The 22,034-nt window shown below is 65.8% G+C and carries 17 protein-coding genes; 2 read left to right on the plus strand and 15 right to left on the minus strand.

Annotated features, from left to right (window positions below):
• Window positions 1-97 precede the first annotated feature (97 nt).
• From pstB to rnt, 5 genes are all read right to left on the minus strand, one after another.
• Complete coding sequence (gene pstB / locus ISP25_RS20995) at window positions 98-913, minus strand: phosphate ABC transporter ATP-binding protein PstB (protein ID WP_404611457.1); 816 nt, start codon at window positions 911-913, stop codon at window positions 98-100.
• Complete coding sequence (gene pstA / locus ISP25_RS21000; RefSeq protein WP_192160233.1) at window positions 906-1,775, minus strand: phosphate ABC transporter permease PstA; 870 nt, start codon at window positions 1,773-1,775, stop codon at window positions 906-908. Before pstA ends, pstB begins: the two co-directional genes overlap by 8 nt.
• Window positions 1,775-2,734: a phosphate ABC transporter permease subunit PstC gene (gene pstC / locus ISP25_RS21005; protein WP_404611459.1), complete on the minus strand. Its 960-nt coding sequence runs from the start codon at window positions 2,732-2,734 to the stop codon at window positions 1,775-1,777. Before pstC ends, pstA begins: the two co-directional genes overlap by 1 nt.
• Window positions 2,735-2,885: 151 nt before the next feature.
• Window positions 2,886-3,899, minus strand: a complete 1,014-nt coding sequence (gene pstS / locus ISP25_RS21010; RefSeq protein ID WP_404612062.1) for a phosphate ABC transporter substrate-binding protein PstS — start codon at window positions 3,897-3,899, stop codon at window positions 2,886-2,888.
• A gap of 160 nt (window positions 3,900-4,059) precedes the next feature.
• Window positions 4,060-4,686 carry a ribonuclease T gene (gene rnt, locus ISP25_RS21015; RefSeq protein WP_404611461.1) on the minus strand — a complete coding sequence of 209 codons (627 nt, stop codon included), beginning with the start codon at window positions 4,684-4,686 and terminating at the stop codon, window positions 4,060-4,062.
• A 229-nt stretch (window positions 4,687-4,915) separates the two neighbouring features.
• On the opposite strand from rnt, the gene ISP25_RS21020 reads away from it, so the two are divergent.
• Window positions 4,916-6,607, plus strand: coding sequence for a hypothetical protein (locus tag ISP25_RS21020; RefSeq protein WP_404611463.1), 1,692 nt, complete (start codon window positions 4,916-4,918; stop codon window positions 6,605-6,607).
• A gap of 409 nt (window positions 6,608-7,016) precedes the next feature.
• Here the strand turns inward: ISP25_RS21020 and ISP25_RS21025 are convergent, their stop codons facing one another.
• From ISP25_RS21025 to ISP25_RS21035, 3 genes are all read right to left on the minus strand, one after another.
• Window positions 7,017-8,459 carry an efflux transporter outer membrane subunit gene (locus ISP25_RS21025; RefSeq protein ID WP_404611465.1) on the minus strand — a complete coding sequence of 481 codons (1,443 nt, stop codon included), beginning with the start codon at window positions 8,457-8,459 and terminating at the stop codon, window positions 7,017-7,019.
• A gap of 190 nt (window positions 8,460-8,649) precedes the next feature.
• Complete coding sequence (locus tag ISP25_RS21030; RefSeq protein WP_404611467.1) at window positions 8,650-9,828, minus strand: efflux RND transporter periplasmic adaptor subunit; 1,179 nt, start codon at window positions 9,826-9,828, stop codon at window positions 8,650-8,652.
• Window positions 9,818-13,057, minus strand: a complete 3,240-nt coding sequence (locus tag ISP25_RS21035; RefSeq protein WP_404611469.1) for an efflux RND transporter permease subunit — start codon at window positions 13,055-13,057, stop codon at window positions 9,818-9,820. The genes ISP25_RS21030 and ISP25_RS21035 overlap by 11 nt, the downstream gene beginning before the upstream one ends.
• Before the next feature lie 257 nt (window positions 13,058-13,314).
• Here ISP25_RS21035 and ISP25_RS21040 point away from each other — a divergent pair, with 257 nt between their 5' ends.
• The gene (locus ISP25_RS21040) at window positions 13,315-13,761 is read left to right on the plus strand and encodes a hypothetical protein (protein WP_404611471.1); all 447 of its coding nucleotides are present in this window, start codon (window positions 13,315-13,317) and stop codon (window positions 13,759-13,761) included.
• Window positions 13,762-13,789: 28 nt separating this feature from the next.
• Here the strand turns inward: ISP25_RS21040 and ISP25_RS21045 are convergent, their stop codons facing one another.
• The 7 genes from ISP25_RS21045 to ISP25_RS21075 all read right to left on the minus strand — a co-directional run bounded on the left by ISP25_RS21045 (window position 13,790) and on the right by ISP25_RS21075 (window position 21,807).
• The gene (locus tag ISP25_RS21045) at window positions 13,790-15,178 is read right to left on the minus strand and encodes a sensor histidine kinase (protein ID WP_404611473.1); all 1,389 of its coding nucleotides are present in this window, start codon (window positions 15,176-15,178) and stop codon (window positions 13,790-13,792) included.
• Window positions 15,179-15,188: 10 nt separating this feature from the next.
• Complete coding sequence (locus ISP25_RS21050; RefSeq protein WP_192160244.1) at window positions 15,189-15,854, minus strand: response regulator; 666 nt, start codon at window positions 15,852-15,854, stop codon at window positions 15,189-15,191.
• Between the two features lie 85 nt (window positions 15,855-15,939).
• Window positions 15,940-16,578, minus strand: coding sequence for an endonuclease III (gene nth / locus ISP25_RS21055; protein WP_404612064.1), 639 nt, complete (start codon window positions 16,576-16,578; stop codon window positions 15,940-15,942).
• A 127-nt stretch (window positions 16,579-16,705) separates the two neighbouring features.
• A complete protein-coding gene (locus ISP25_RS21060) occupies window positions 16,706-17,317 on the minus strand; it encodes an RnfABCDGE type electron transport complex subunit B (RefSeq protein ID WP_404611475.1) in 612 nt (203 codons plus the stop codon).
• Window positions 17,310-17,762 carry a putative signal transducing protein gene (locus tag ISP25_RS21065; protein WP_404611477.1) on the minus strand — a complete coding sequence of 151 codons (453 nt, stop codon included), beginning with the start codon at window positions 17,760-17,762 and terminating at the stop codon, window positions 17,310-17,312. Before ISP25_RS21065 ends, ISP25_RS21060 begins: the two co-directional genes overlap by 8 nt.
• A gap of 11 nt (window positions 17,763-17,773) precedes the next feature.
• Complete coding sequence (gene metG / locus ISP25_RS21070; protein ID WP_404611478.1) at window positions 17,774-19,873, minus strand: methionine--tRNA ligase; 2,100 nt, start codon at window positions 19,871-19,873, stop codon at window positions 17,774-17,776.
• 131 nt (window positions 19,874-20,004) lie between these two features.
• The gene (locus tag ISP25_RS21075) at window positions 20,005-21,807 is read right to left on the minus strand and encodes an alkaline phosphatase family protein (RefSeq protein WP_404611480.1); all 1,803 of its coding nucleotides are present in this window, start codon (window positions 21,805-21,807) and stop codon (window positions 20,005-20,007) included.
• Window positions 21,808-22,034: the final 227 nt, after the last annotated feature.

Raw genomic sequence — 22,034 nt, forward strand, 5'->3', positions numbered from 1 at the left:
CTCCGGGAGAAGGTGCCCGAAGGGCGGATGAGGTTCGGGCGGAGTGCTGTGCCAAGGGTTCCCGAACCCTCTCCCGGAGGGAGAGGGCTTCGATGGATCAGCCGAACCGCCCGGTGATGTAATCCTCGGTCTGCTTCTTCGAGGGCTTGGTAAAGATCTTCTCGGTGACATCGAACTCGATGAGGTCGCCCATGTACATGAAGGCGGTGCGGTCGGAGACGCGTGCAGCCTGCTGCATATTGTGGGTGACGATGACGATGGTGTAGTCGCGCTTGAGTTCCTCCACCAGCTGCTCGATGCGGCCGGTGGCGATGGGGTCGAGTGCCGAAGTGGGTTCGTCCAGCAGCAGTACCTCGGGCTTCAGCGCGATGCCGCGCGCGATGCACAGGCGTTGCTGCTGGCCGCCGGAGAGGCCGAGCGCGCTCTTGCCGAGCTTGTCCTTCACCTCGTCCCACAGTGCGGCGCGGCGCAACGCCTGCTCCACGCGTTCGGCCATCTCGGCCTTGCCGAGTTTTTCGTGGTGGCGGATGCCGTAGGCCACGTTCTCGAAGATGGTCATCGGGAACGGCACCGGCTTCTGGAACACCATGCCGACCTTGCTGCGCAGGCGGTTCATCGAATACTTCGGGTCGAGGATGTTCTCGCCGTCCAGCAGCACTTCGCCCTTGGCTTCCAGCTTCGGGTAGATCGCGTAGATGCGGTTGAAGATGCGCAGCAGGGTGGACTTGCCGCAGCCGGAAGGACCGATGATCGCGGTGACCTGCTTTTCCGGGATATCCATGGCGACGCCCTTCAGCGCATGGGCACCGTTGTAGTAGAAGTGCAGGTCGCGCACCGCGATCTTGGTACGCGTGGCGGAAGCCGCGGCGGTGTTCGCCGTGGCGTTCGCGGCACTCGCGGCGAGGTCAGTCATAACGCACCTTGTGGCGGGAGAACAGCATTCGGGTCAGCAGGCTGAGCGCAAGCACGAACAGCGTGATCAGCAGGGCGCCGGCCCAGGCGATGGCATGCAGGTCGGGGCTGGGGTCGTTGGTGTACTGGTAGATCGCCACCGGCAGGCTTTCCATCTTGTCCAGCGGATGCACGGTCATGAAGTTGTTGCCGAAGGCGGTGAACAGCAGCGGTGCGGTTTCGCCCGCCAGGCGCGCCAGCGCCAGCAGAACGCCGGTGACGATGCCGGAAGTGGCTGCGCGCATCAGCACCTGTATGGTCATCTTCCACTGCGGGATGCCCAGCGACAGCGTGGCCTCGCGCAGTGTGCCCGGCACCAGCTGCAGCATTTCGTCGGTGGTGCGCACGATCACCGGCAGGCCGATCAGCGCCAGCGCCACCGAACCGGCGAGGCCGGAGAACGACACCGAACCATGCGTGAGGCTGGACATCGGCAGCACCACGATCACGTAAACGAACAGGCCCAGCACGATGGACGGTGCCGACAGCAGGATGTCGTTGAGGAAGCGGATGGTGGCGCCGAGCCGGGTGCGGTTGGCGTATTCGGCGAGGAAGGTGCCGGCGAGCACGCCGATCGGCGCGCAGATCAGCAGCGCCATGACATCCATGATCAGGCTGCCCACGATGGCGTTGGACAGGCCGCCCTGGTCGGCGTAGGCGGTGATCCGGGTGAACAGGTGCGGAGTGATCGCGCCGAGGCCGCTCTTCAGTGTGGTCCACAGGATCCACGCCAGGAACAGCAGGCCCAGCAGGGTGGCGCAAGCGCTCAACACCAGCGCCACCACGTTGACGATGCGACGGCGCAGGTAGACGGAGGCGGCCATCAGTTGCCCTCCTTGCGCGACAGCCGGCGCAGCATCAGGCGCGCGATCAGCAGCACGATGAAGGTCACCACGAACAGCAGGAAGCCCAGCGCGACCAGCGCCGAGCGGTGCGTGCCCACCGCCTCGTTGAACTCGTTGGCGATGGAGGAGGAGATCGAGGTGCCGGGCATCAGCAGCGAGCCGCTGAGGTCGTAGGCGTTGCCGAGCACGAAGGTCACCGCCATCGTTTCGCCCAGCGCGCGGCCGAGGCCGAGGAAGACGCCGCCGATCACCGCCGAGCGCGTGTAGGGCAGCACGATGTCCCACACCACTTCCCAGGTGGTCGAGCCCAGCGCGTAGGAGGATTCTTTGAGGCGCACCGGTACCGTCTGGAACACCTCGCGCATCACCGAGCAGATGAAGGGCAGGATCATCACCGCCAGCACGATGCCCGCGGTGAGCAGGCCCAAGCCCAGCGGCGGGCCTTGGAACAGCTTGCCGACCAGCGGCAGCTTGCCCAGCGTGTCGGAAAGCGCCGGCTCGATGTTCGCCATGAACGGCACGAACACGAACAGGCCCCACATGCCGTAGATGATCGACGGGATGCTGGCCAGCAGTTCGATGGCAGTGGCTACCGGGCCGCGCAACCAGTTGGGAGCGATCTCGGTAAGGAACAGGGCGATGCCGAAGCTCACCGGCACCGCCAGCACCAGCGCGATCAACGAGGTGACCAGGGTGCCGTAGATCGGCGCCAGTGCGCCGTAGTCGTCGGTGACCGGATTCCAGGTGTCGCTGGTGAGGAAATGGAAGCCGCCCTTGAACAACACCTCGCGCCCGCCCCACAGCGTGGACAGCGCGGCGCCGAGCAGGGTCGCCAGTACCAGCAGCGCACAGCACTTCAGCAGCGTGCGGAACCATGCGTCGTGGCGCGCGTCGCGGCGGCTGCGTTGGTCGACGTCGGTGGCTGGGATCGATGACATGCGATGTTCGCGATGAGGTTTCTCCTTCTCCCTTGGGGAGAAGGTGGCCCGAAGGGCCGGATGAGGGTTCGGGCATGGCGATACGTATCGCCATGCCCGAATCTTCTTCCCAACCCCTCCCCCGGAGGAGGAGGGGTTTCGAGGCTTGCGCTTACTGCTTGATCTCGGTCTTCCAGTAGTTCTCGATCTGGCCGACCAGGTTGGTGGGCAGCGGCACGTAGTCCAGCGAGCGGGCGGCGTCCTGGCCGTTCTCGTAGGACCACTTGAAGAAGTCGAGGATGACCTTGCCGTTGGCGGCGTTCTTCGGCTGCTTGTACACGATCACCCACGAGGTGGCGGTGATCGGCCACGCACCGGCGCCCGGGGCGTTGGTCATCAGCAGGTTGAAGTTCTTCGCGCTCGCCCAGTCGGCGGTGGCGGCGGCGGCCTGGAAGCTGGCCGTGTTCGGCTGCACCACCTTGCCGGCGGCATTCTTCATCACCGCGTAACCGATGTTGTTCTTCAGCGCGTAGGCATATTCCACGTAGCCAATGGAATTCGGGATCTGGCGGATGTACGCCGACACGCCCTCGTTGCCCTTGCCGCCGATGCCGGTCGGCCAGTTCACCGCCGTGCCTTCGCCCACCTTGGCCTTCCAGGTGGCGTCGACCTTGGAGAGGTAGTCGCTGAAGTTGAAGGTGGTGCCCGAGCCGTCCGAGCGATGCACCACGGTGATCTTCGCGTCGGGCAGCTTCACGCCCGGGTTCAGCGCGGCGATGGCCGGGTCGTTCCACTTGGCGACGGTGCCGAGGAAGATGCCCGCGAGCGTCTTGCCGTCCAGCACCAGCTTGCCCGGGGCGACGCCGGTGACGTTGAACGCCGGCACGATGCCGCCGATCACGTCGGGGAACTGGGCCAGGCCGAACTGGCCGAGTGTGGTTTCGTCCAGCGGCATGTCGCTGGCGCCGAAATCCACCGTGCCGGCCTTGATCTGGGCGATGCCGCCGCCCGAGCCGATGGACTGGTAGTTGACGCGGTTGCCGGTCTTCTCCGCGTAGGCGGCCGACCACTTGGAGATCACCGGATAGACGAAGCTGGAGCCCGCGCCGGTGATGTCGGTGGCTTGCGCGGACAGGCTGCCCAGCGCACAGGCGGCGGCAAAGGCGATGGCGCCGAGGCGGAACATGGAACGGGAAGAGGTGAACACGTGGTGGCTCCTTGGTGTGCACGGGGCGTGCGCCCGGTTGCCCGCCATTGCAGCGTCGGCGTGTTGCAATGAAATGAGATGAATGTTTCAGGCAGATGACAATCCGGCAGGCGAGGGCCTCCGGAGGCAGGGCAGGCTCTCAGCCCGCGTCCAAGTCGACCCGGTTGCGTTCCAGCGTTTCCAGTTGCCGCCAGCGATTGACGATGTCACAGAACAGCATGGCGGTGATCTCGGCATCGTAGATCGCCGAATGCGCCTCGCGGGTGTCGAAGTTGCGGCCCGAGGCCTGCACCGCCTTGCCCAGTACGGTCTGCCCGTAGGCCAGGCCACCCAGCGTAGCCGTGTCGAAGCAGCTGAAAGGGTGGAAGGGGTTGCGCTTGTTGCCGGTGCGGCGCACCGCGGCGTTGACGAAACCCAGATCGAACGCGGCATTGTGGCCGACCAGGATCGCGCGCTGGCAGCCGTTGTCGCGTACCGCGACGCGAACCGCCTTGAAGATGTGTTCCAGCGCCAGTTGTTCGTCCAGCGCGCCGCGCAGCGGGTTGCCTGGGTCGATGCCGGTGATTTCCAGCGCGCGCGGGTCGAGATTGGCACCGGGGAAGGGATGCACATGAGCTTGCACGGTGGGCAGCGGATGTACGAAACCCTGCGCATCCATGCCCACGGCGACCGCGGCGATTTCCAGCAGGGCATCGCGCTCGGCGTCGAAACCGCCGGTCTCCACGTCCACGATCACCGGAAGAAAGCCGCGAAAACGTTCGGCCATGCGGCTGGCCATGTTGTTGAGTAACCCCATTGATGAAGCATATCAGCCGTTGCGCACCGGCCGCGAATGCGGTGGGGCACTCAGGGGAGGTGCGCTGTCTTCGATCTGTAACAAAACATCCACATGGCAGTAAAACGGCCAACGCATTCTTTACGTCGACCCCGCTTGGTTGCCAGGGGCTTGAGTGGCGCAACCGTGGCGGTTCAATTCGACCAAGTGGAGAAATTACATGCGTTCCAAGATCCTCGCAGTGGCGATTGCCGCTGGTCTGGGCGTAACCAGCGTCTCGGCGATGGCCCAGACATCCGGCAATCAGAAAGTGACGCTGACCGCCAGCGAACTTGCGCAGATGAAGGCCGAGATCGCGGCGCTGCAGCAGAAGGTCGACGATCTGCAGTCGCAGTCGTCTGCCCAACAACAGCAGCAGCAGCAGACAGCGCAGACCGTACAGGCCACCCAGCAGCAGGTGCAGGCGACGCAGGCCCAGGTGCAGCAGGCCGAGCAGACCGTGGCGACCAAGCTCGGTGACACGCTGGGCGGCTCCGGCGGCGTGAAGTGGACCTTCGGCGGCTTCCTGGCGGCTGAAACGGCGTATCGCTCGCGCGACACCGCCGATGACGTCGCCACCAAGTTCACCGCCGTTCCGTTCATGGGCGGCACGAGCACCGCGCCGATCAACACCAGCACCGGTGCGACCACCAGCTATCCGGTGACCAACGCTAAGAACAGCCAGTTCCTTTACAGCGCGCGCCAGAGCCGCATTTCGATCATGGCGCAGGGCGACATCAACGACTCCACCCATGTGACCGGCTACTACGAGACGGACTTCCTCGGCGGCGCGCAGACGGCAAACATGAATGAGAGCAACTCGTTCAACCTGCGCATGCGCCAGCTGTGGACCAACGTGGATTGGGACGACTACGGCCTGCACCTGCTGGGCGGCCAGGCCTGGTCGCTGCTGACCCTCGACAGCAAGGGCATCACCCCGCTCAAGGAAGTGCTGCCGCCGACCATCGACGCCCAGTACCAGGCGGGCTTTACCTGGGCTCGCCAGGCACAGCTGCGCCTCGTGAAGGATTGGGACAAGACCTGGTGGCTGGGTATCTCGGTGGAAAATCCGCAGACGGCGGGCATCGGCTCCGTGGCCGGTCCGGGCTCCAAGGGATATGCGACGTCGACCGCGACGGTTGGCGCCGGCAGCCTGTATGACAGCCTCAACTCGGTTTCGCTCAACAAGTTCCCGGACGTCATCGTGAAGTTCGCGGCTGATCCGGGCTGGGGCCACTACGAAGTGTTCGGCATCACGCGTGAATTCACCACCCGCGTCACGCCGACGACCGCCAACGGCGGCCCGGCGGCGACCAGCAACCAGACGGCGCATGGCGGCGGCTTTGGTGTGGGCATGGTGCTGCCGCTGGTTCCGAAGGTGCTGGACTTCCAGTTCTCGGGCATGACCGGCAAGGGCATTGGCCGCTACGGCACCACCGGCTTGAACGACATCACCTACGACCCGAGCGGCGCTCCGCATCCGCTGAAGGAAAACATGCTGCTCGCGACGCTGACCTGGCACGCCACCGACGCGCTCGATGTGTATGCCGCCGGCGGCCGCGAACAGCAGGACAGCTATCTGACCGCCGGTGCAAACGGCAAGGCCTTCGGCTACGGCAGCGAGCTCCTGGGCTACAACAACAGCGAATGCATGACCTACGGCGCGCCCAGCGATTGCACGGGCCAGACCCGTCAGGTCGCCGAGCAGACGCTCGGCTTCTGGTGGAAGTTCTACCAGGGCAAGTTCGGCAAGGTGCAGTTCGGCACCCAGGTCTCGCATGTCACGCGCAAGCTGTTCAGCGACATCAATGGCAACGCGCCGTCCGCTCCGGACAACATGGTGTTCACCAGCCTGCGTTACTACCCGTTCTGATCAGCGGGCGACGGAGAAGCGTCAAGGTTATCGTAAGGAGTTCTACCCTGGGACGGAAAACGGCGGGCATGATGCCCGCCGTTTGCTTTTGTGCTTTCTATTGATGCTTCTGCCTTTTGTGCTATCGCAATTGACAAGGCGGTTTCGTCCACCTGCCGGTGGCCGAGTTACTTTTCTCTTGCATGGCCAAGAGAAAAGCAACCCAAAGAGAAGGCCACCCCGAGGCGACGCTCTCCGGGCATCCTGCCCTCCGCCTTAGGGCCGACTTCGCCGTTCGCCATCGTTCCTGCGACCGCGTGGGCCAGCAAAGAGAAGTAACTCGGGCGCCGGCAGGCGACCGAAACCGCTTTGTTCCTTGCAGCAGGCGTTCAATACCGCCCACCGAAACCGAAAGAAAGCTCGACGCTTCCTACGGCTTCGCCGGCGGCTTCTCCAGCATCGCCACCTTCCATCCACCACCCAGTGCGCGCACCAGCGCCACGCTGGCCTGCAACCTGCGCGTGCGCACCTGTTCCGCGGCGCGTTTGGCGTTGAGGTAGGCGGTCTGCGCGGTGACCACGTCCAGATAGTTGATGATGCCCTCGGTATAGCGGTTGGTGGCGATTTGCTGGGCGGCCTGCGCCGCGCTGGCGGCGGCATCCTGGTCGTGTGCTTCGTGGGTGAGTCGGGTGAACAGCGAGAGGCTGTCCTCCACCTGTTCGAAGGCGTCGAGTACGGTGAGCCTGTATTGCGCGGAGGCTTCATCGAACTCGGCGTGTGCCTGACGCGCGCGCGCGCGACGCAGGCCGCCGTCGAACAGGGGCAAGGAGACGAAGGGGCCCAATGCCCAGATGCGGTTGCCGAAGGAGAACAGGTTGCCTTCGCCGGTGTCCTGCCAGCCGTACATGCCCGAGATGCCGATGTCGGGGAAGAACGCCGCGCGCGCCACGCCGATGCCGGCATTGGCGGCGAAGGTGCGCCGTTCCGCCGCGGCGATGTCGGGCCGCCGCTGCAGCAAGGTGGATGGCACCGAGGCGGGGATGGTCGGCGGCTGTATTTCTTCCTGCGAGGCGGGCAGCGTGAAGTCAGGAGCGGGCACGCCGATCAGGGTGGCGATGGCGTGTTCGGTCAGCGCGCGCTGCGCCGCCACCTCGTCGATCTGGGCGTGGGCATCGGACAGCTGGTTCTGCGCGCGCGCCACCGACAGGCCGGAGGCGATGCCGCCCTGCATGCGGTTGCGAGTGAGGGTCAGGCCTTGCTGATAGGCCTGCAGCGAGCTGTCCAGGATTTTCGCCTGGAGGTCGTAACCGCGCAGTTGGATGTATTCGTTCGCCAGCCGGGCTTGCAGGCTGAGCTTGGCCGACGCCAGGTCCGCTTGCGCAGCTTGTGCCTGCGCGTGGCCGGCGGCGACTTCGTTGCGGATACGGCCCCACAGGTCGAATTCGTAGCCGGCGCCGAATTGCGCGGTATCGTCGTCGTATTCGTTGGGCTGGTTGGAACCGCGCAACGGGCGGTTGTTCGATTGACGGTCGTCGCTGGTGCTGCCGCCGACACCGAGGTGCGGGAACAGTCCCGCACGCGCTTCGCTCTCGAATGCGCTGGCGCGTTCGTAGCGAGCCAGCGCGATCGCGAGCGACGGACTGTTCGCATCGAGCAACTGCTCGAGCCGGTCGAGCTCCGGGTCGTTGAACACCGTCCACCAGTCGCCGCGCGGGCTCATATCCGCGGGTGCTGCACGTGTCCACAGGCCGGTGCCTTCCTTGTACGCGGCGGGCACCGGTACCGCCGGTGTCTTGTAGACAGGGGCCAGCGAGCAGCCGGCCAGCAGGCCGGCGAACACCAGTGCCAGCGCCGCCGGTCGAACGCGGCGCATGGCCTTGGAACTTGTCCGTACACTCCCGTCCGCACTGAGCGTGGCGCCAATGCGCGACGCGGGGAGTGGCCATGGATGGCGAGGTTCCGAGGAGCGAGGAAGTCGAATTGCTGTCGACCGCGGCATCTCCGGTGTTTCGACCGCACGAAGCTTCGCTTCGCTGCGCTCGACACGAACGGTTTTGGAGTCCTCATTCGTCGCCATGCGACGACTCCTTGCCGGAAGCCACGCGCACGGTGTCGCCGGCGGCCAGCGAATCGGGCGGATTGTCGATGATGCGGTCGTCCGGCTGCAGGCCGCGGTCGATTTCCAGCGCGCCGCCCAGATCCATCGCGATGTGCACGTCGCGCATCACCACTTTGTTGCCGGGACCGAGCACGGCGATCTGCGGGCCCTGGGCGCGGAAGATCAGCACGGTGGAAGGCACGCTGGTGACGGCCTGGCTGGTGGCCAGCGGCAGCTGCACGTCGGCGTAGTCGCCGGGCAGCAGCTTGCCGTTGTCGTTGGCCACTTCGAATTGCGCCAGCAGCGAGCCGGAAGCCTGGCTCACCGCGTCGGAGGAGCCGATCAGGGTGCCCTGGTAACTCTTGCCCGGATGATCCGGCACGGTCAGCGAGACGGTCATGCCCGGACGGATCGACGATGCATAGCGCTGCGGCACCGCAACGTACAGGCGCATCTTGTCGGTGTCCGCCACGGTGAACAGCGGCAGTGCGGACTGGCTGTCGGCAGTCACCAGATCGCCGATGTCGGTGTTGCGCGCGGTCACCGTGCCGGCGAACGGTGCGGTGACGTTGCGGAACGCTTCGAGTGCGGCGAGGCGATCCAGGTCGGCCTTGGCGGAGAGCACGTTGGCGCCGGCCACGGCCGCCTCGCTGGCCTTCTCGTCGGCTTCCTGCTTGGACACCGAATTGGAGGAAAGCAGGTGCTGCCAGCGCTGGCTGGTCACCTTGGCGAGTTGCGCATTGGCTTGCGCACGCACCAGCACGGCCTTGGCCTGTTCGTATTGCTGGTCGAGCTCGGGTGTGTCGATCACGGCCAGCGTTTCGCCGGCTTCGACGTGGCTGCCGATGTCCTTGTTCCAGCTCTTCACGTAGCCGGAGACCTGCGCATGGATCGGCGCGCTGATCCATGCGTCGATGTGGCCGGGCAAGGTCATCGTGTGCGCACCCATCGAGCCGAGCGGTGCGGCCAGCGCCACGGTGGGGATGGCCTCGGCATCCACCTGCTTCACCAACTGGTGGTAATCGTGCGCGCGAAGCGCCAGGCCGATCGCCGCGGTGACCGCGGCGACCACCAGCAGGCCGATCACCGCCGGGCGCAGGCGCAGCGTGCGCGGATGCGCCGGTGGGGCGTGTTCATGCGACATGGGAGGCTTCTCCGAGCTGCGGAATGGCGGAGGGCGCGTGCTGTTCGCGCCCATGGACGATGCTGAAGACCACCGGGACGAACACCAGCGTGGCGCAGGTGGCGAACATCAGGCCGCCGACCACGGCGATGCCCAGCGGCGAGTTCTGCTCATGGCTCAACGACATCGGCAGCATGCCGATGATCATCGCCAGCGCGGTCATCAGCACCGGACGGAAGCGCGTGAAACCGGCTTCCAGCGCGGCCTTTGTCGCGTCGCCGTGCTCGGCCAGCCGCTCGCGGCAGAAGCTCACCACGAGAATGGAGTTGGCGGTGGCGACACCCATGCACATGATGGCGCCGGTAAGCGCGGGCACCGACAGCGTGGTGTGGGTGGTGAACAGGATCCACACGATGCCGGCCAGCGCGGCGGGCAGGGCGGTGATGATGACGAACGGATCGAGCCAGGACTGAAAGTTGACCACGATCAGCAGGTAAATCATCACTACCGCACCGAGCAGGCCGAACAGCAGACCGTTGAAGGCCGTGTTCATCGTGTGCACCTGGCCGCGCAGCGTGACCAGCGTGCCCTTCGGGCGGCTGCTGGCGAACTGGTCCAGCACCTTCTGCACGTCGCCGGAGACGCCGCCGAGGTCGCGGCCCTGCACCGAGGCATAGATGTCGAAGGTGGGCAGGATGTTGTAGTGCGAGACCACCGCCGCGCTGGGGCCGCGGGTGAAAGTGGCGACATTGCTCAGCACCTGGCTGTCCTTGCCGGCCGAGGCGGTCACCGGCAGGCGCAGCAGGTCGGCCATCGAATCCATCTTGTACTGCGGCGTGGAGGCGACCACCGCGTAGGACACGCCGTTGTGCGGATCGAGCCAGAACACCGGCGCCACCTGGCTGGAGCCGGCCAGCGAGGCGACCATGCTGTTGGTGACGTCACGCTCGGTGATGCCCAGCGTGTCGGCGCGGGTACGGTTTACCTTCACGTTGATCTGCGGATAGCTGGTGCTCTGCTGCAAGCGCACGTCGGCGATGCCGGGGATGTCGCGTAGCCTGCGCATGATCTTCGTCGCATAGGCCTCGTTCTCGGCGCTGTTGCGGCCGGTCACCGTGACGTCCAGCGGGGCCGGCGCGCCGAAGTTGAGGATCTGGCTGGTCATGTCCGCGGGCAGGAAGGAAAACGTCGTGCCAGGGAACTCCCGCGGCAGCAGCTTGCGCAGCTCCGCCACGTAGCCGTCGGTGGGCGCATGGCCTTCGCCGAGCACGATCTGGATGTCGCCGTCCTGCGGGCCGATCGAGCCGGTGTTGCTGTAGATCAGGTTGGTGTTGGACAGCGGCAGGCCGATGTTGTCGATCATCGTCTTCAGCTGGTCTGGCGGGATGACTCTGCGGATCGCGGCCTCGATGTGGTCGAACTCCGCCGCGGTCTCCTCGATGCGCGTGCCCATCGGCGCACGCACATGCAAGGCGATGGCGCCGGAGTCCACCGAAGGGAAGAAATCGCGGCCGAGGAAGGGCACCAGCGCGAACGAGGCAAGCACGAAGGCCAGGAAGCCGCCCACGAACACCCAGCGCAGCTTCAACGCCGTGGCCAGCAGTGCGTAGTAGCTATCGCGTACGCGGGTAAAGCCGTGCTCGAACTTCTGCTGGAACGCCACCAGACCGCGCACCAGCGCACCGTGGCCACGCCGGTGGTGCTGGTCGCCCTCGTGATGGTTGATGTACGGGTCTTCCGGGTGGTCGCCGACGCCGTGCTCGGTGTGGTACGTCTTCAGCAGGTACATCGCCAGCGTCGGCACCAGGGTGCGCGACAACACGAACGACGACGCCATCGCGTAGATCACCGCCAGCGCCATCGGCCGGAACAAGAAGCCGGCAATCCCGTTCAGCATGAACATCGGCACGAACACGATGCAGATGCACAGCAGCGAGACGAAGGCGGGTGTGACGATCTGCTTCGCACCGTCCATGATCGCGGTGCGCACATCCTTGCCCTGTTCAAGGTGCCAGTTGATGTTCTCGATGGTCACCGTGGCGTCGTCCACCAGGATGCCCACCGCCAGTGCGAGGCCGCCCAGCGTCATCACGTTGAGGGTCTGCCCGGTGGCCGACAGCAGGGCGATGGCCGACAGCACTGCCAGCGGGATCGACACCGCGATGATGACGGTGGAGCGCCAGCTGCCGAGGAACACCAGGATCATCACCGAAGTCAGCAGCGCGGCGATGATGCCCTCGCGGGCCACCGAAGCGACCGCGTCCTTCACGAACACCGACTGGTCGGCGAGCTGGGAGATCTTCAGCGACTTCGGCATCGTCTCCTTGATCAGCGGCATCAGCTTCTTGACGCCCGCCACCACCGCCAGCGTCGAGGCGCTGCCGGTCTTCAGGATCGGCATCAGTACCGCGCGACCGCCATCCACGCGCACGATGTTGTTCTGCGGCGGCGAGCCGTCGCGTACGTGCGCCACGTCGCCGATGGTGATGGTGGCGCCGTTAACGGTGCGGATCGGCAAGCTGTTGAGCATGTCGATCGCGGTGGGGCTGTTGTTGAGCTGCACGTGGTATTCGTAGGTACCGATCTTCGCGGTGCCGACCGGGATGATCTGGTTCTGCGCCGCCAATGCGTTCGCCACGTCCTGTGCCGACAGGCCCTTGGCCGCCAATGCCTGCGGGTCGAGGTCGATCGTCACCTGGCGCTGCTTGCCGCCATAGGGCGTGGGGATCGCTACGCCGTTCACCGACACCAGGGTCGGGCGCACTTCGTTCTGTGCGATGTCGCGGATCTTCGCCTCGGACAGCCCCTTGCCCGAGAACGCCATCTGCAGCACCGGCACGGTGGAGGCGTTGTAGTTGATGATGGTGGGCGGCGTGATGCCCGGAGGCATCTGCTTCACCACCGTCTGCGAGATCGAAGTGACCTGTGCGGTGGCGGTGCGGATGTCGGTGCCCGGCTGGAAGAAGATCTTCACGATCCCGGCGCCGGGCAGCGATTGCGACTCGATGTGCTGGATGTTGTTGACCGCGGTGGTGAGCTGGCGTTCGTAGTAGTAGATGACGCGGCCGGACATCTGGTCGGGCGGCAGGCCGTTGTACGACCACACCACGCCGATCACGGGGATGCCGATGTTCGGGAAGATGTCCGTCGGCGTGCGAAGCGCCGCCAGCGGGCCGATGATCAGGATCACGATAGCGAGCACGATGAACGTGAGCGGGCGCGCGAGTGCGGTGCGGACGAGGCCTAGCATGTCGTGTTCCGGAGGGGGCGGACGGCAGCCCGGACGTTCCGGGCTGCATGACATGCTGGCAGCGCATCCTTATGCGAACCTTTTGGCTTACGTGACGGGACAGGTTCGTTCATCGCCGGGATGGTTGAGCGCCGCTTTTTCGGGTGGCAGATGCGTGCGGGCTAACACAAGATTGTCATGAATGAGTGCGGCCACAATTTCGATCCGGAGCGGACGCCACGTTCTCGGATTCCGTGCATGCCGCATGAGGGAGAACCATGTCATTCGACTGGAAATCCGTGGGACGGATGTCAGCCGGGCTCATGGCAGTCGTTCTGGCCACTTGCGGGACAGGTCTGGCCATGTGGCAATCCCACCAGGATCGAGTGAAGCAAAAACTAGGACAGAGCACGCTGCTGCCAATGACGGCAGGATTGGGGTCGGGGCTAGCGATCGGTCCCGTGGACCCGGACCTTCATTGCGTCACCTTGCCGGCAGGCATAAGACTTCTTCCCGGGCACGTAAGCATGGAGACGATGGACAGTCGCTACCATGGGCCCGATTGGTCCGTCGTCAGCGAACACATAAAGCCGGGTGACGACATTTATGCGTACGACAACATCGTGCATGCGCCTCCCGGCATGGCGTTCCCCGGCAACGGCGGTGGCTTTGTGGTTCTGCGCGGGTGGTGCCTGGTCGGGCGGATCATCACCTGGGTGGAATAGCTGATGCCCGCTTCGACGCGCCAGGTCTTTACGGGTGCGTGCTGCCCAACAGGAATTCCACCCGCACCCGCAGCCCCTTTCCGAACGGCGAATCGAGCAGGTCGATGCGGGCATCGTGCAGTTGGGCGGCGCGGCGCACGATGTTGAGGCCGACGCCGTAGCCGCCTGCGGTGTCGTGGGTTTCGCGCCGGAAGCGTTCGAATACCGTTTCGCGGTGTTCGGCAGGGATGCCGGGGCCATCGTCGCTGATGTCGATGGTGGCGACGTCAATGGCATGGCTGAGCGCGACTTCGACCTGGCCGCCCTGCGATACATAGCGCATGGCGTTTTCAATCAGGTTGCGCAGCATCGCGGTCAGCGCCACCTCGTGCCCGGGCACGCGCAGCGGCGTGCCGTCGTGCAGCAGGCTGAGGGTGATGTCCTTGTCGGCGATCAGTGGCGCGAGTTCCTCGATCACCGAGGTGACGATGGCGGTCAGGTCCTGGGGCGAGCGTTCCGTGGCTGCCGCGCCGGCTTCGAGCTGGGCCATCGAGAGGATCTGCTCGATGCGCCGCGCAAGACGGGAGGCGCCTTGCCGCGCGTGTTGCAGGGCGGCGCGGGCGTCGTCCGGACTGCTGGCGATGGCCGCGCTGTCCAGTTGCAGCATGGTGGCGGCCAAGGGCGTGCGCAGCTCGTGCGCCATGTCGGCGGTCATGCGGCGTTCGCGTTCGATGGCATCCTCCAGCCGTTCGAGCTGCTGGTTCAGCGTGGCGATCAGCGGGCGGATTTCTTCGGGCGCCAGCTCGATCGCCACCGGCTGGCGGCTGCCGGGCGTGCGTTGCGCCAGTTGTCCGGTGAGTTCGTCCAGCGGCCGCAGACCGCGTCGTACCGCCCACAGCGCCAGCAAGGCGAGCAGGGGCAGGCCGATCAGCAGCGGCAGGCCGTGTTCCAGCATCAGTCCGCGGTCGATGTTCAGGCGGTTGTCGTAGCGTTCGCCGATGCGGATCAACAGGCCTGCGCGGTTCTGCAGGATGAAGGTACGCCAGAGATAGCCGTCCAGCGTGATCTTGCCGAAGCCGGCTTGCTCGGCGCGGGGCGGTGGCAGGCTGGCGAAGTTGGCGGTGCTCACCATCGGCCGGCCGCGGCCGTCGTAGACCTGGAAGCCCACGTCGGGTTCATAGTTGCGGCGGTGCACGGCGACGATGAGGGCGCGGCCAATGTCGGCGTCCTTGGCGATGGCGGCGTGGTTCGCGCCGGCGTCGCTGTTCTCGATCAGCACGCCCAGCGTGCGTCCGGCTTCCGCGAGCCGGCCGTCGAGCAGCTCGTTCATCTCGCGCCGCTCGCGCTGGTAGCTGATGATGCCCAGCGGGATGAGCACCGCCACCATCACCGCGATGATCAACCAGGTGAGACGGTGGCGCAGGCTGAGCGGTTTCATGCGGAGGCGTTCACTTCGGCTCCCGCGGCAGCATGTAGCCGATGCCGCGCACGGTGCGGATGGTGTCCGCACTGAGTTTGCGCCGCAGCCAGTGCACTTGCACCTCCAGCGCGTTGCCCTCCACCGGATTGTCGATGCCGTACACCGAGTTTTCCAGCGTCTCGCGGTGCACGATGCGGCCTGCGCGTTCCATCAGTGCGCGCAGCAGGGCGAACTCGCGACGCGTCAGCGTGACCGCGGCCCCGCGGAACGCCACGTCGCCGGTGGCGAGGTTCATCCGCAGGTCGCCGGCTTCGATGATGTTGTCGGCGAGCCCGCGGGTGCGGCGGATCAGCGAGCGTATGCGTGCCGACAGTTCCTCCAGGTGGAACGGCTTGACCAGGTAGTCGTCGGCGCCAAGGTCGAGGCCCCGCACGCGGGCTTCGAGGCCGTCGCGCGCGGTCATCACCAGGATCGGCGTGCGGATGCCCTTGCGGCGCGCTTCGGCCAGCACGTCGAAGCCGTCGCGATCCGGCAGGCCGAGGTCGAGCAGCACCAGGTCGGCGCTCTGGTCGTCCAGCCCCAGCATCGCCTCGCGGCCATTGCGCAGCCAGGTCACCGCGCAGGATTGCTGCACGAGGGCATGGCGGATGGCCTCGCCGAGTTCGGCGTCGTCCTCGACCAGCATGATGTGCATGGGCTTGTCCGTGATGGTTGCGGTGGCATTGTTGCCGCATCTTGGACGCCTAGGCTTACACCAACCTTAAGAGCTTTCAGAGTCTTCAGCCTGCCGGCGTCTTGTCCTTGTAGCGGCACAGGTCGCGGATCACGCAATTGGGACAATCCGGCCTGCGCGCCTTGCACACGTAGCGGCCATGCAGGATCAGCCAGTGGTGGGCGTCCTGCTTGAACTCGGCGGGCACCACCTTTTCTAGCTTGTCCTCCACCGCGCGCACGTCCTTGCCGGGCGCGAGGCCGGTGCGGTTGGCGACGCGGAAGATGTGCGTGTCCACCGCGATGGTGGGTTCGCCGAAGGCGGTGTTGAGCACCACGTTGGCGGTCTTGCGGCCCACACCGGGCAGCGCCTCCAGCGCCTCGCGCGTGCGCGGTACTTCGCCGCCGTGCTGCTCGACAAGGATGCCGCACAGCGCGATCACGTTTTTCGCCTTGGCGTTGAACAGGCCGATGGTGCTGATGTACTTCTTCAGCTTTTCCTCTCCGAGCTCGAGGATGGCCTGCGGCGTGTTCGCCACGGGATAGAGCTTTTTCGTAGCCTTGTTCACCCCGACATCGGTTGCCTGCGCAGACAGCACCACGGCCACCAGCAGCTCGAACGGCGTGCTGTAGTCCAGCTCGGTGGTGGGATGCGGGTCCAACTCGCGCAGGCGGGCGAACAGCTCGACCACGTCGGCGCGTTTCATGGGCATGGCGAGCCGCCCCGCGCCGACGTCGTCATGCCAGCGGAAGCTGGCATCCAGTGCCTTGGGTGCTCGCGAGAGGCGCTGGATTCCGGCCTGCGCCGGGGTGACGGCGTGGAGGATGGTCGTTTCATGGCGTCTTGCCCTGTTTGGCGCGTGCCCGTGCCAACGCGGCCAGCACTGGGTTGGTGGATGCGGCGGTGTCCACGGCGGCCTTGCGCGCGGCCAGTTCCGCCTCGCGCTCGGCGGCTTCGCGCGCCAGCCGCGCTTCGCGTTGCCGGAAATGTCCGCGCGCCGCGTCGGCATGCGCCTGGTCGATCTGCGCCAGCGGCATGGGTTCCAGCACGATGCAGTCCACCGGGCAGGCCGGCACGCACAATTCGCAGCCAGTGCAGTCGTCGGTGAGCACGGTGTGCATCAGCTTGGCCGCGCCCACGATGGCGTCCACCGGGCAGGCCTGGATGCACTTGGTGCAGCCGATGCACTCGTCCTCGATCACCCGCGCCAGCATGCGCGGCTTCTCGATGCCGTTGGCGGGGTTCAACGGCAGGGCGGGGCGGTTCAGCAAAGTGGCCAGCTTCGCGATGCCGGCTGCGCCGCCGGGCGGGCACTGATTGATCTGCGCCTCTCCGCGTGCGATGGCCTCGGCGTAGGGGCGGCAGCCGCGATAGCCGCATTGTTCGCATTGCGTCTGCGGCAGGAGCGCGTCGATGCGGTCGGCGAGGGACGGCAGTTCAGTCATGGCGTCCATGCGCTGCGGCCTTGTCCGACGACACGCTCAATTCGGCATAAGTGTCCGGGATCGCTTTCCAGTGGTAGCCGCACGACTTGCAACGTTCCCGCCACTTGAGCGCCGGCCATATCGGCAGGCCGAGGAAGCACCCGAAAAAGAAGGCCCAGCCACGGTAGTTGGGGTTTCCTTCGATGTCGGTGCTCTGGCAGCGGGGGCAGCAATCGTCGCAGTCGAGGCGATAGTCGCCGCGCCGCCAGTGATCGAGAACACCGCGGGCCTGCACCAGGCACGCGTCGGGCACCATGACCAGGAAGCCGCCGAATGCGATCACCTGGTACCACTTGAGCCGGGACAGGCCATTCTCGAAAACGAAGGCGATGCATCCTTCCTCGCGCAGCAGGCCGGCGACGATCTCCGCCTCGGCATGGTCGTAGGATCGATGGACGCACCGCATGCGTGCTGAGGTCAGCGCACCGTGGCGCCGGGCTTCGCGCCCTGATCGGCGTCGAGCAGAAACAGGTCGCTGCCGCCGTCGCCGGCGGAGAGGATCATGCCTTCGGAGAGGCCGAAGCGCATCTTGCGCGGCGCGAGGTTGGCGATGAACACCACGTTGCGGCCGACCAGTTTTTCTGGCTCGCCGTAGGCGGCGCGGATGCCGGAGAAGATCTGCCGCTTGCCCAGCGCACCGGCATCCAGTTCGAAGCGCAGCAGCTTGTCCGAGCCTTCCACGAATTCGCAGGCCAGCACGGTGCCGACGCGCAGGTCGAGCTTGGCGAAGTCGTCGATGGCGACCGTGACCGGTGCATTCGTGGCGGGTGTTTCGGTTGGTGCGGCGGGCTTGGCGGTGTCGTTCATGGGCTTTTTCTTGGGTGGTTCGGCGGCAGGCGCCGGTGCGCCCAGCGATTCCCTGGAGGCTTCGACCATCGCCTCGACCAACTTGGGGTCGAGGCGCGCGAGCAGCGGTTCGAAGGCATGGATGGCATGGCCGTGCAGCGCGCTGCGCGCATCGGCGAAGGTGGCGATGGGCGCAGCGAGGAATTGCTCGGCGGCGGCCACGGTGGCGGGCACGATGGGCTTGAGCACGCCGGCGAGCAGGCGAAAGGCGGCCAGCGCGAACGAGCACACCTGGTGCAATTCGGCACGGCGCGCGTCGTCCTTGGCCAACGCCCATGGCGCCTTCGCGGCGATGTGGCCGTTGACCAGGTCGGCCATCAGCACGAAGCGGCGGGTGAGTTCGGCGAATTCGCAGCCCTCGTACAGGGCGTCGATGCCCTCGTAGTGCGCAAGCAGGTCCTGCCACAGCGCGGAGTGCGCCGCATCGAACGCATCGGCGAGCCTGCCGTCGAAGAACTTGTGCACGAAGCCCGCGGTGCGGCTGGCGATGTTCACCCACTTGCCGACCAGGTGCGAGTTGACGCGTTCCTCGAAGGCCTTGAGGTCGAGGTCCACGTCCACCGGCGTGTCGTTGAGCAGGCTGGCGAAGTAGTAGCGCAGGTACTCGGGGTTGAGCCCGGCATCGAGGTAGGTGCGTGCCTGGATGAAGGTGCCGCGCGACTTCGACATCTTCGCGCCGTTCACCGTGAGGTAGCCGTTCACGTGCAGCGCAGTGGGCACCCGCATCTGCGCGCCGTGCAGCATCGCCGGCCAGAACAGGCCGTGGAAGTTGATGATGTCCTTGCCGATGAAGTGGTGCATCTCCGCGGTGCTGTCCGGTCCGAGGTACTCGTCGAACTTCATGCCGGAGCGGTCGCACAGCGCCTTGAAGCTGGCGAGATAGCCCACCGGGGCGTCCAGCCACACGTAGAAGAACTTGCCCGGTGCGTCGGGAATGGGAAAGCCGAAGTAGGGTGCGTCACGCGAGATGTCCCAATCCTTCAGGCCGCCGTCCAGCCACTCGCGCAGCTTGGCGGCCACACCTGCGTTCGCCACCGGACGGCCGCCGGAGTACTTGCCGGCGAACCAGTCGCGCAGCAGGCTCTCGAACTTGCCCAGCTCGAAGAAGTAGTGCTCCGAGTCCTTCAGTATCGGCGTGGCGCCCGACATCACCGAATACGGGTTGATGAGGTCGGTGGGCGCGTAGGTGGCGCCGCAGTTCTCGCAGTTGTCGCCGTACTGGTCGGGCGTGCCGCACTTCGGGCAGGTGCCCTTGATGTAGCGGTCGGGCAGGAACATCTGCTTTTCGGGATCGAACAGCTGCTGGATGTTGCGTCGGGCGATGTAGCCGCCGTCGCGCAGTCGCGTGTAGATCAGCGAAGCCAGCTCGCGGTTCTCGTCCGAATGCGTGGAATGGTAATGGTCGAAGGCCACCCCGAAGGCGGCGAAATCGGCCTCGTGGCCGACACGGATGCCGGCGATGAAGGCTTCGGGCGTCATGCCGGCCTTCTCCGCGGCCAGCATGATCGGCGTGCCGTGCGCGTCGTCGGCGCAGACGTACGACACCTCGTTGCCCATCATGCGCTGCGCCCGTACCCAGATGTCGGCCTGGATGTAACCCAGCAGGTGGCCCATATGCAGAGGGCCGTTGGCGTAGGGCAGGGCGTTGGTGACGAGCAGGCGTCGTGACATGGTGGGCAGAGCCGTCTGGGAAGCCCCGCATTATGACATGACGGATGTTTTTCCCGGCCGTGGGAGGCTTGTGTGCACCAAGCCGTTCCCCACCCTCCCGTGCGGGGAGGGTGAGGTATGCCCGAGGATGCTCAGTGGCTGGTCACGCTCAGCGTGATGGGGCCTGCCAACTCGGTGTAGCCGCCGTTGTAGCAGTACCAGACGTTGTACGTGCCCGGCGACAGGCTGGAGGTATCGAACGTTACGGTACCGCTGCCGTTGGGCGCGTACTGCCAGCTGGCGGAGCTGCCGTGGCCGGGACTGCTGCCCGTGGCGTAGATGCCGATCCAGTTCTCGCTGTTGAGCTGGCTGGCCGGCGTGGCGTAGTCGAAGTGCACGTAGGTGCCCGCGCTCACGCTCGGCATGGTGCTGGCGAGGCTGGGCGTGGTCACGGCGGTGGTGGTCACGAAGGCATCGTTGATCGGTTGTGCGTACTGGTCGTTGTTGGTGAGCGGTGCGATGCCCAACGCGTTCTCGACGGTCCGGCCGACACTGAAATGGTTGTAGCTGGCATTGCTGGCGTAGCCGGCCTGCACCGCGCCCGGCGAGCCAAACAGAATGGTGGCGATGTGATTGCCGCTGGTGGACTCCGATTCGTCCCAGGTGAGGATCAGCAACGAGCGCTGTTGCGTCCACGCCGGCGAATTGAAGATGGGCTGCAGGGTCTGCTGCAGCCAGCCGTTCTGCACCTGCAGACTTTGCGCCGATCCGTTGCCGGAGGATTCGCCATCGTAATAGTCGTCTGCGGCGATCCAGGAGAAGTTCGGCGTGCTGGCAGCCGACTGCAGGTCGGTGGTGAGCTGGGTGGTGTCGAACAGATGCGCCGCGCAACGCGTGGGGTTCGAGGAAATGTCGGTGAAGTTGATGAACGGCGCGTCGTCAGGCTCGTAGTAGCTGTCGTTGTTGTTGCTGGTGTTGCACGGCGTGCCCATGCCCTGTTCATAGGCCTTCCAGGTCTTGCCGATCCCTTCGAGCCGGTCGCCGATGTGCTGCGCCGTCACCTTGATGTTCGGATAGTAGATGGCACCCTTCACAAAAGTGTCGCCGCCGGCGATCGCCAGGTAGTTCTCGTCGCTGGGGTGGTACACGCCGCTGTAGTTGTCGAGCAGCGTGCCCTGGCGGGCAAGGCTGTTGATGAAGGGCGCGTCGGTGGTGTCGCCGATCACTTGGTCGTAGTCGGTGTTTTCCATCATTACCACGAAGACGTGATCGAAGGCCGGTACCTGCGAGGCCGGTGCCTGCAAGGTGGGCGCCGTGACCGGCGTGGACAGCGTCAGCGAGAGATTGTCGGCGTAGCCGATGTTGTAGGACGCCGAGGTGTCGTTGAACTGCAGCAGCACCGAAATCGTGCGCGTGCCGGCCGGTACGTTGCCGGTGGCGGACTCGGCCAGGAAACCGGTCTTGTCGCCGCGTGCGGACGCGTTCGCGCCGGCAAGCTGCGCGGGCGTGCCCAGCGGATTGCCGTGAGCATCGAGAAAGGTCGCCGTAACCACAGCCTGCCCGTTGTAGCTGGTGTAGCCGCCGAGCCAGCCCGAAAGCGCATAGGTGATGCCGCCGCCGTCGATGGCGCTGGCGGCGCTGGACACGTCCACGTTCTGGCGCAGTGCGGAATCGCCGTAGGGGCCGTCGGCGATGAAGGCATTGCCGCCCGAAGCGTTGCCCGGCGTGCTGAAGCTGCCGATCGAGTAGCACACGGTCGACGGGCTGCCTTGCGTCACCGTCCAGCCCGGCACGGTATTCACTGCCGACCAGTCGGCGGTGCAGGTGCCCGATTCGCCGTTGCCGTTCACCAGCAGGTTGCTGCTGGCGCCGGCTAAGGCGGATGTGGCGAACAGGCCGCTGAGGCAGGCCGCTGCCAGCAGCACACCTGCGTTCGACTTGCGTTGATGTCGCATAGCCCCTCCCTTTGTGGTGTGAGAAGGGCTGGACAGTGCGAGGGAGTGGTTGCGGATGCGCGACGGCTGGATGACAGCGTGCGGCTCATGCGGCGCAATGCGATGCGTTGCGCAGACGGAGTGTCGACTGCTGCGTAAAACGCGATTTTCCGGGATGCTCTCCGCGATCCGGAGAAAGCGTGCGTTTATTGGGTGCGTTCCGCGCGCGGTTGCGCCCCGCCAGGACG

Source organism: Rhodanobacter hydrolyticus, from assembly GCF_044904645.1.

What these genes read in the sequence shown, in the direction of transcription:
- pstS (WP_404612062.1), bottom strand. Translation starts at nt 3,899, where the DNA reads ATGTTCCGCCTCGGCGCCATCGCCTTTGCCGCCGCCTGTGCGCTGGGC.
- ISP25_RS21035 (WP_404611469.1), bottom strand. Translation starts at nt 13,057, where the DNA reads ATGCTAGGCCTCGTCCGCACCGCACTCGCGCGCCCGCTCACGTTCATC.
- ISP25_RS21025 (WP_404611465.1), bottom strand. Translation starts at nt 8,459, where the DNA reads ATGCGCCGCGTTCGACCGGCGGCGCTGGCACTGGTGTTCGCCGGCCTG.
- ISP25_RS21060 (WP_404611475.1), bottom strand. Translation starts at nt 17,317, where the DNA reads ATGACTGAACTGCCGTCCCTCGCCGACCGCATCGACGCGCTCCTGCCG.
- ISP25_RS21050 (WP_192160244.1), bottom strand. Translation starts at nt 15,854, where the DNA reads ATGCACATCATGCTGGTCGAGGACGACGCCGAACTCGGCGAGGCCATC.
- pstC (WP_404611459.1), bottom strand. Translation starts at nt 2,734, where the DNA reads ATGTCATCGATCCCAGCCACCGACGTCGACCAACGCAGCCGCCGCGAC.
- pstA (WP_192160233.1), bottom strand. Translation starts at nt 1,775, where the DNA reads ATGGCCGCCTCCGTCTACCTGCGCCGTCGCATCGTCAACGTGGTGGCG.
- ISP25_RS21075 (WP_404611480.1), bottom strand. Translation starts at nt 21,807, where the DNA reads ATGCGACATCAACGCAAGTCGAACGCAGGTGTGCTGCTGGCAGCGGCC.
- pstB (WP_404611457.1), bottom strand. Translation starts at nt 913, where the DNA reads ATGACTGACCTCGCCGCGAGTGCCGCGAACGCCACGGCGAACACCGCC.
- rnt (WP_404611461.1), bottom strand. Translation starts at nt 4,686, where the DNA reads ATGGCCGAACGTTTTCGCGGCTTTCTTCCGGTGATCGTGGACGTGGAG.
- metG (WP_404611478.1), bottom strand. Translation starts at nt 19,873, where the DNA reads ATGTCACGACGCCTGCTCGTCACCAACGCCCTGCCCTACGCCAACGGC.
- ISP25_RS21045 (WP_404611473.1), bottom strand. Translation starts at nt 15,178, where the DNA reads ATGAAACCGCTCAGCCTGCGCCACCGTCTCACCTGGTTGATCATCGCG.
- ISP25_RS21020 (WP_404611463.1), top strand. Translation starts at nt 4,916, where the DNA reads ATGCGTTCCAAGATCCTCGCAGTGGCGATTGCCGCTGGTCTGGGCGTA.
- ISP25_RS21040 (WP_404611471.1), top strand. Translation starts at nt 13,315, where the DNA reads ATGTCATTCGACTGGAAATCCGTGGGACGGATGTCAGCCGGGCTCATG.
- ISP25_RS21030 (WP_404611467.1), bottom strand. Translation starts at nt 9,828, where the DNA reads ATGTCGCATGAACACGCCCCACCGGCGCATCCGCGCACGCTGCGCCTG.
- nth (WP_404612064.1), bottom strand. Translation starts at nt 16,578, where the DNA reads ATGAAACGCGCCGACGTGGTCGAGCTGTTCGCCCGCCTGCGCGAGTTG.
- ISP25_RS21065 (WP_404611477.1), bottom strand. Translation starts at nt 17,762, where the DNA reads ATGCGGTGCGTCCATCGATCCTACGACCATGCCGAGGCGGAGATCGTC.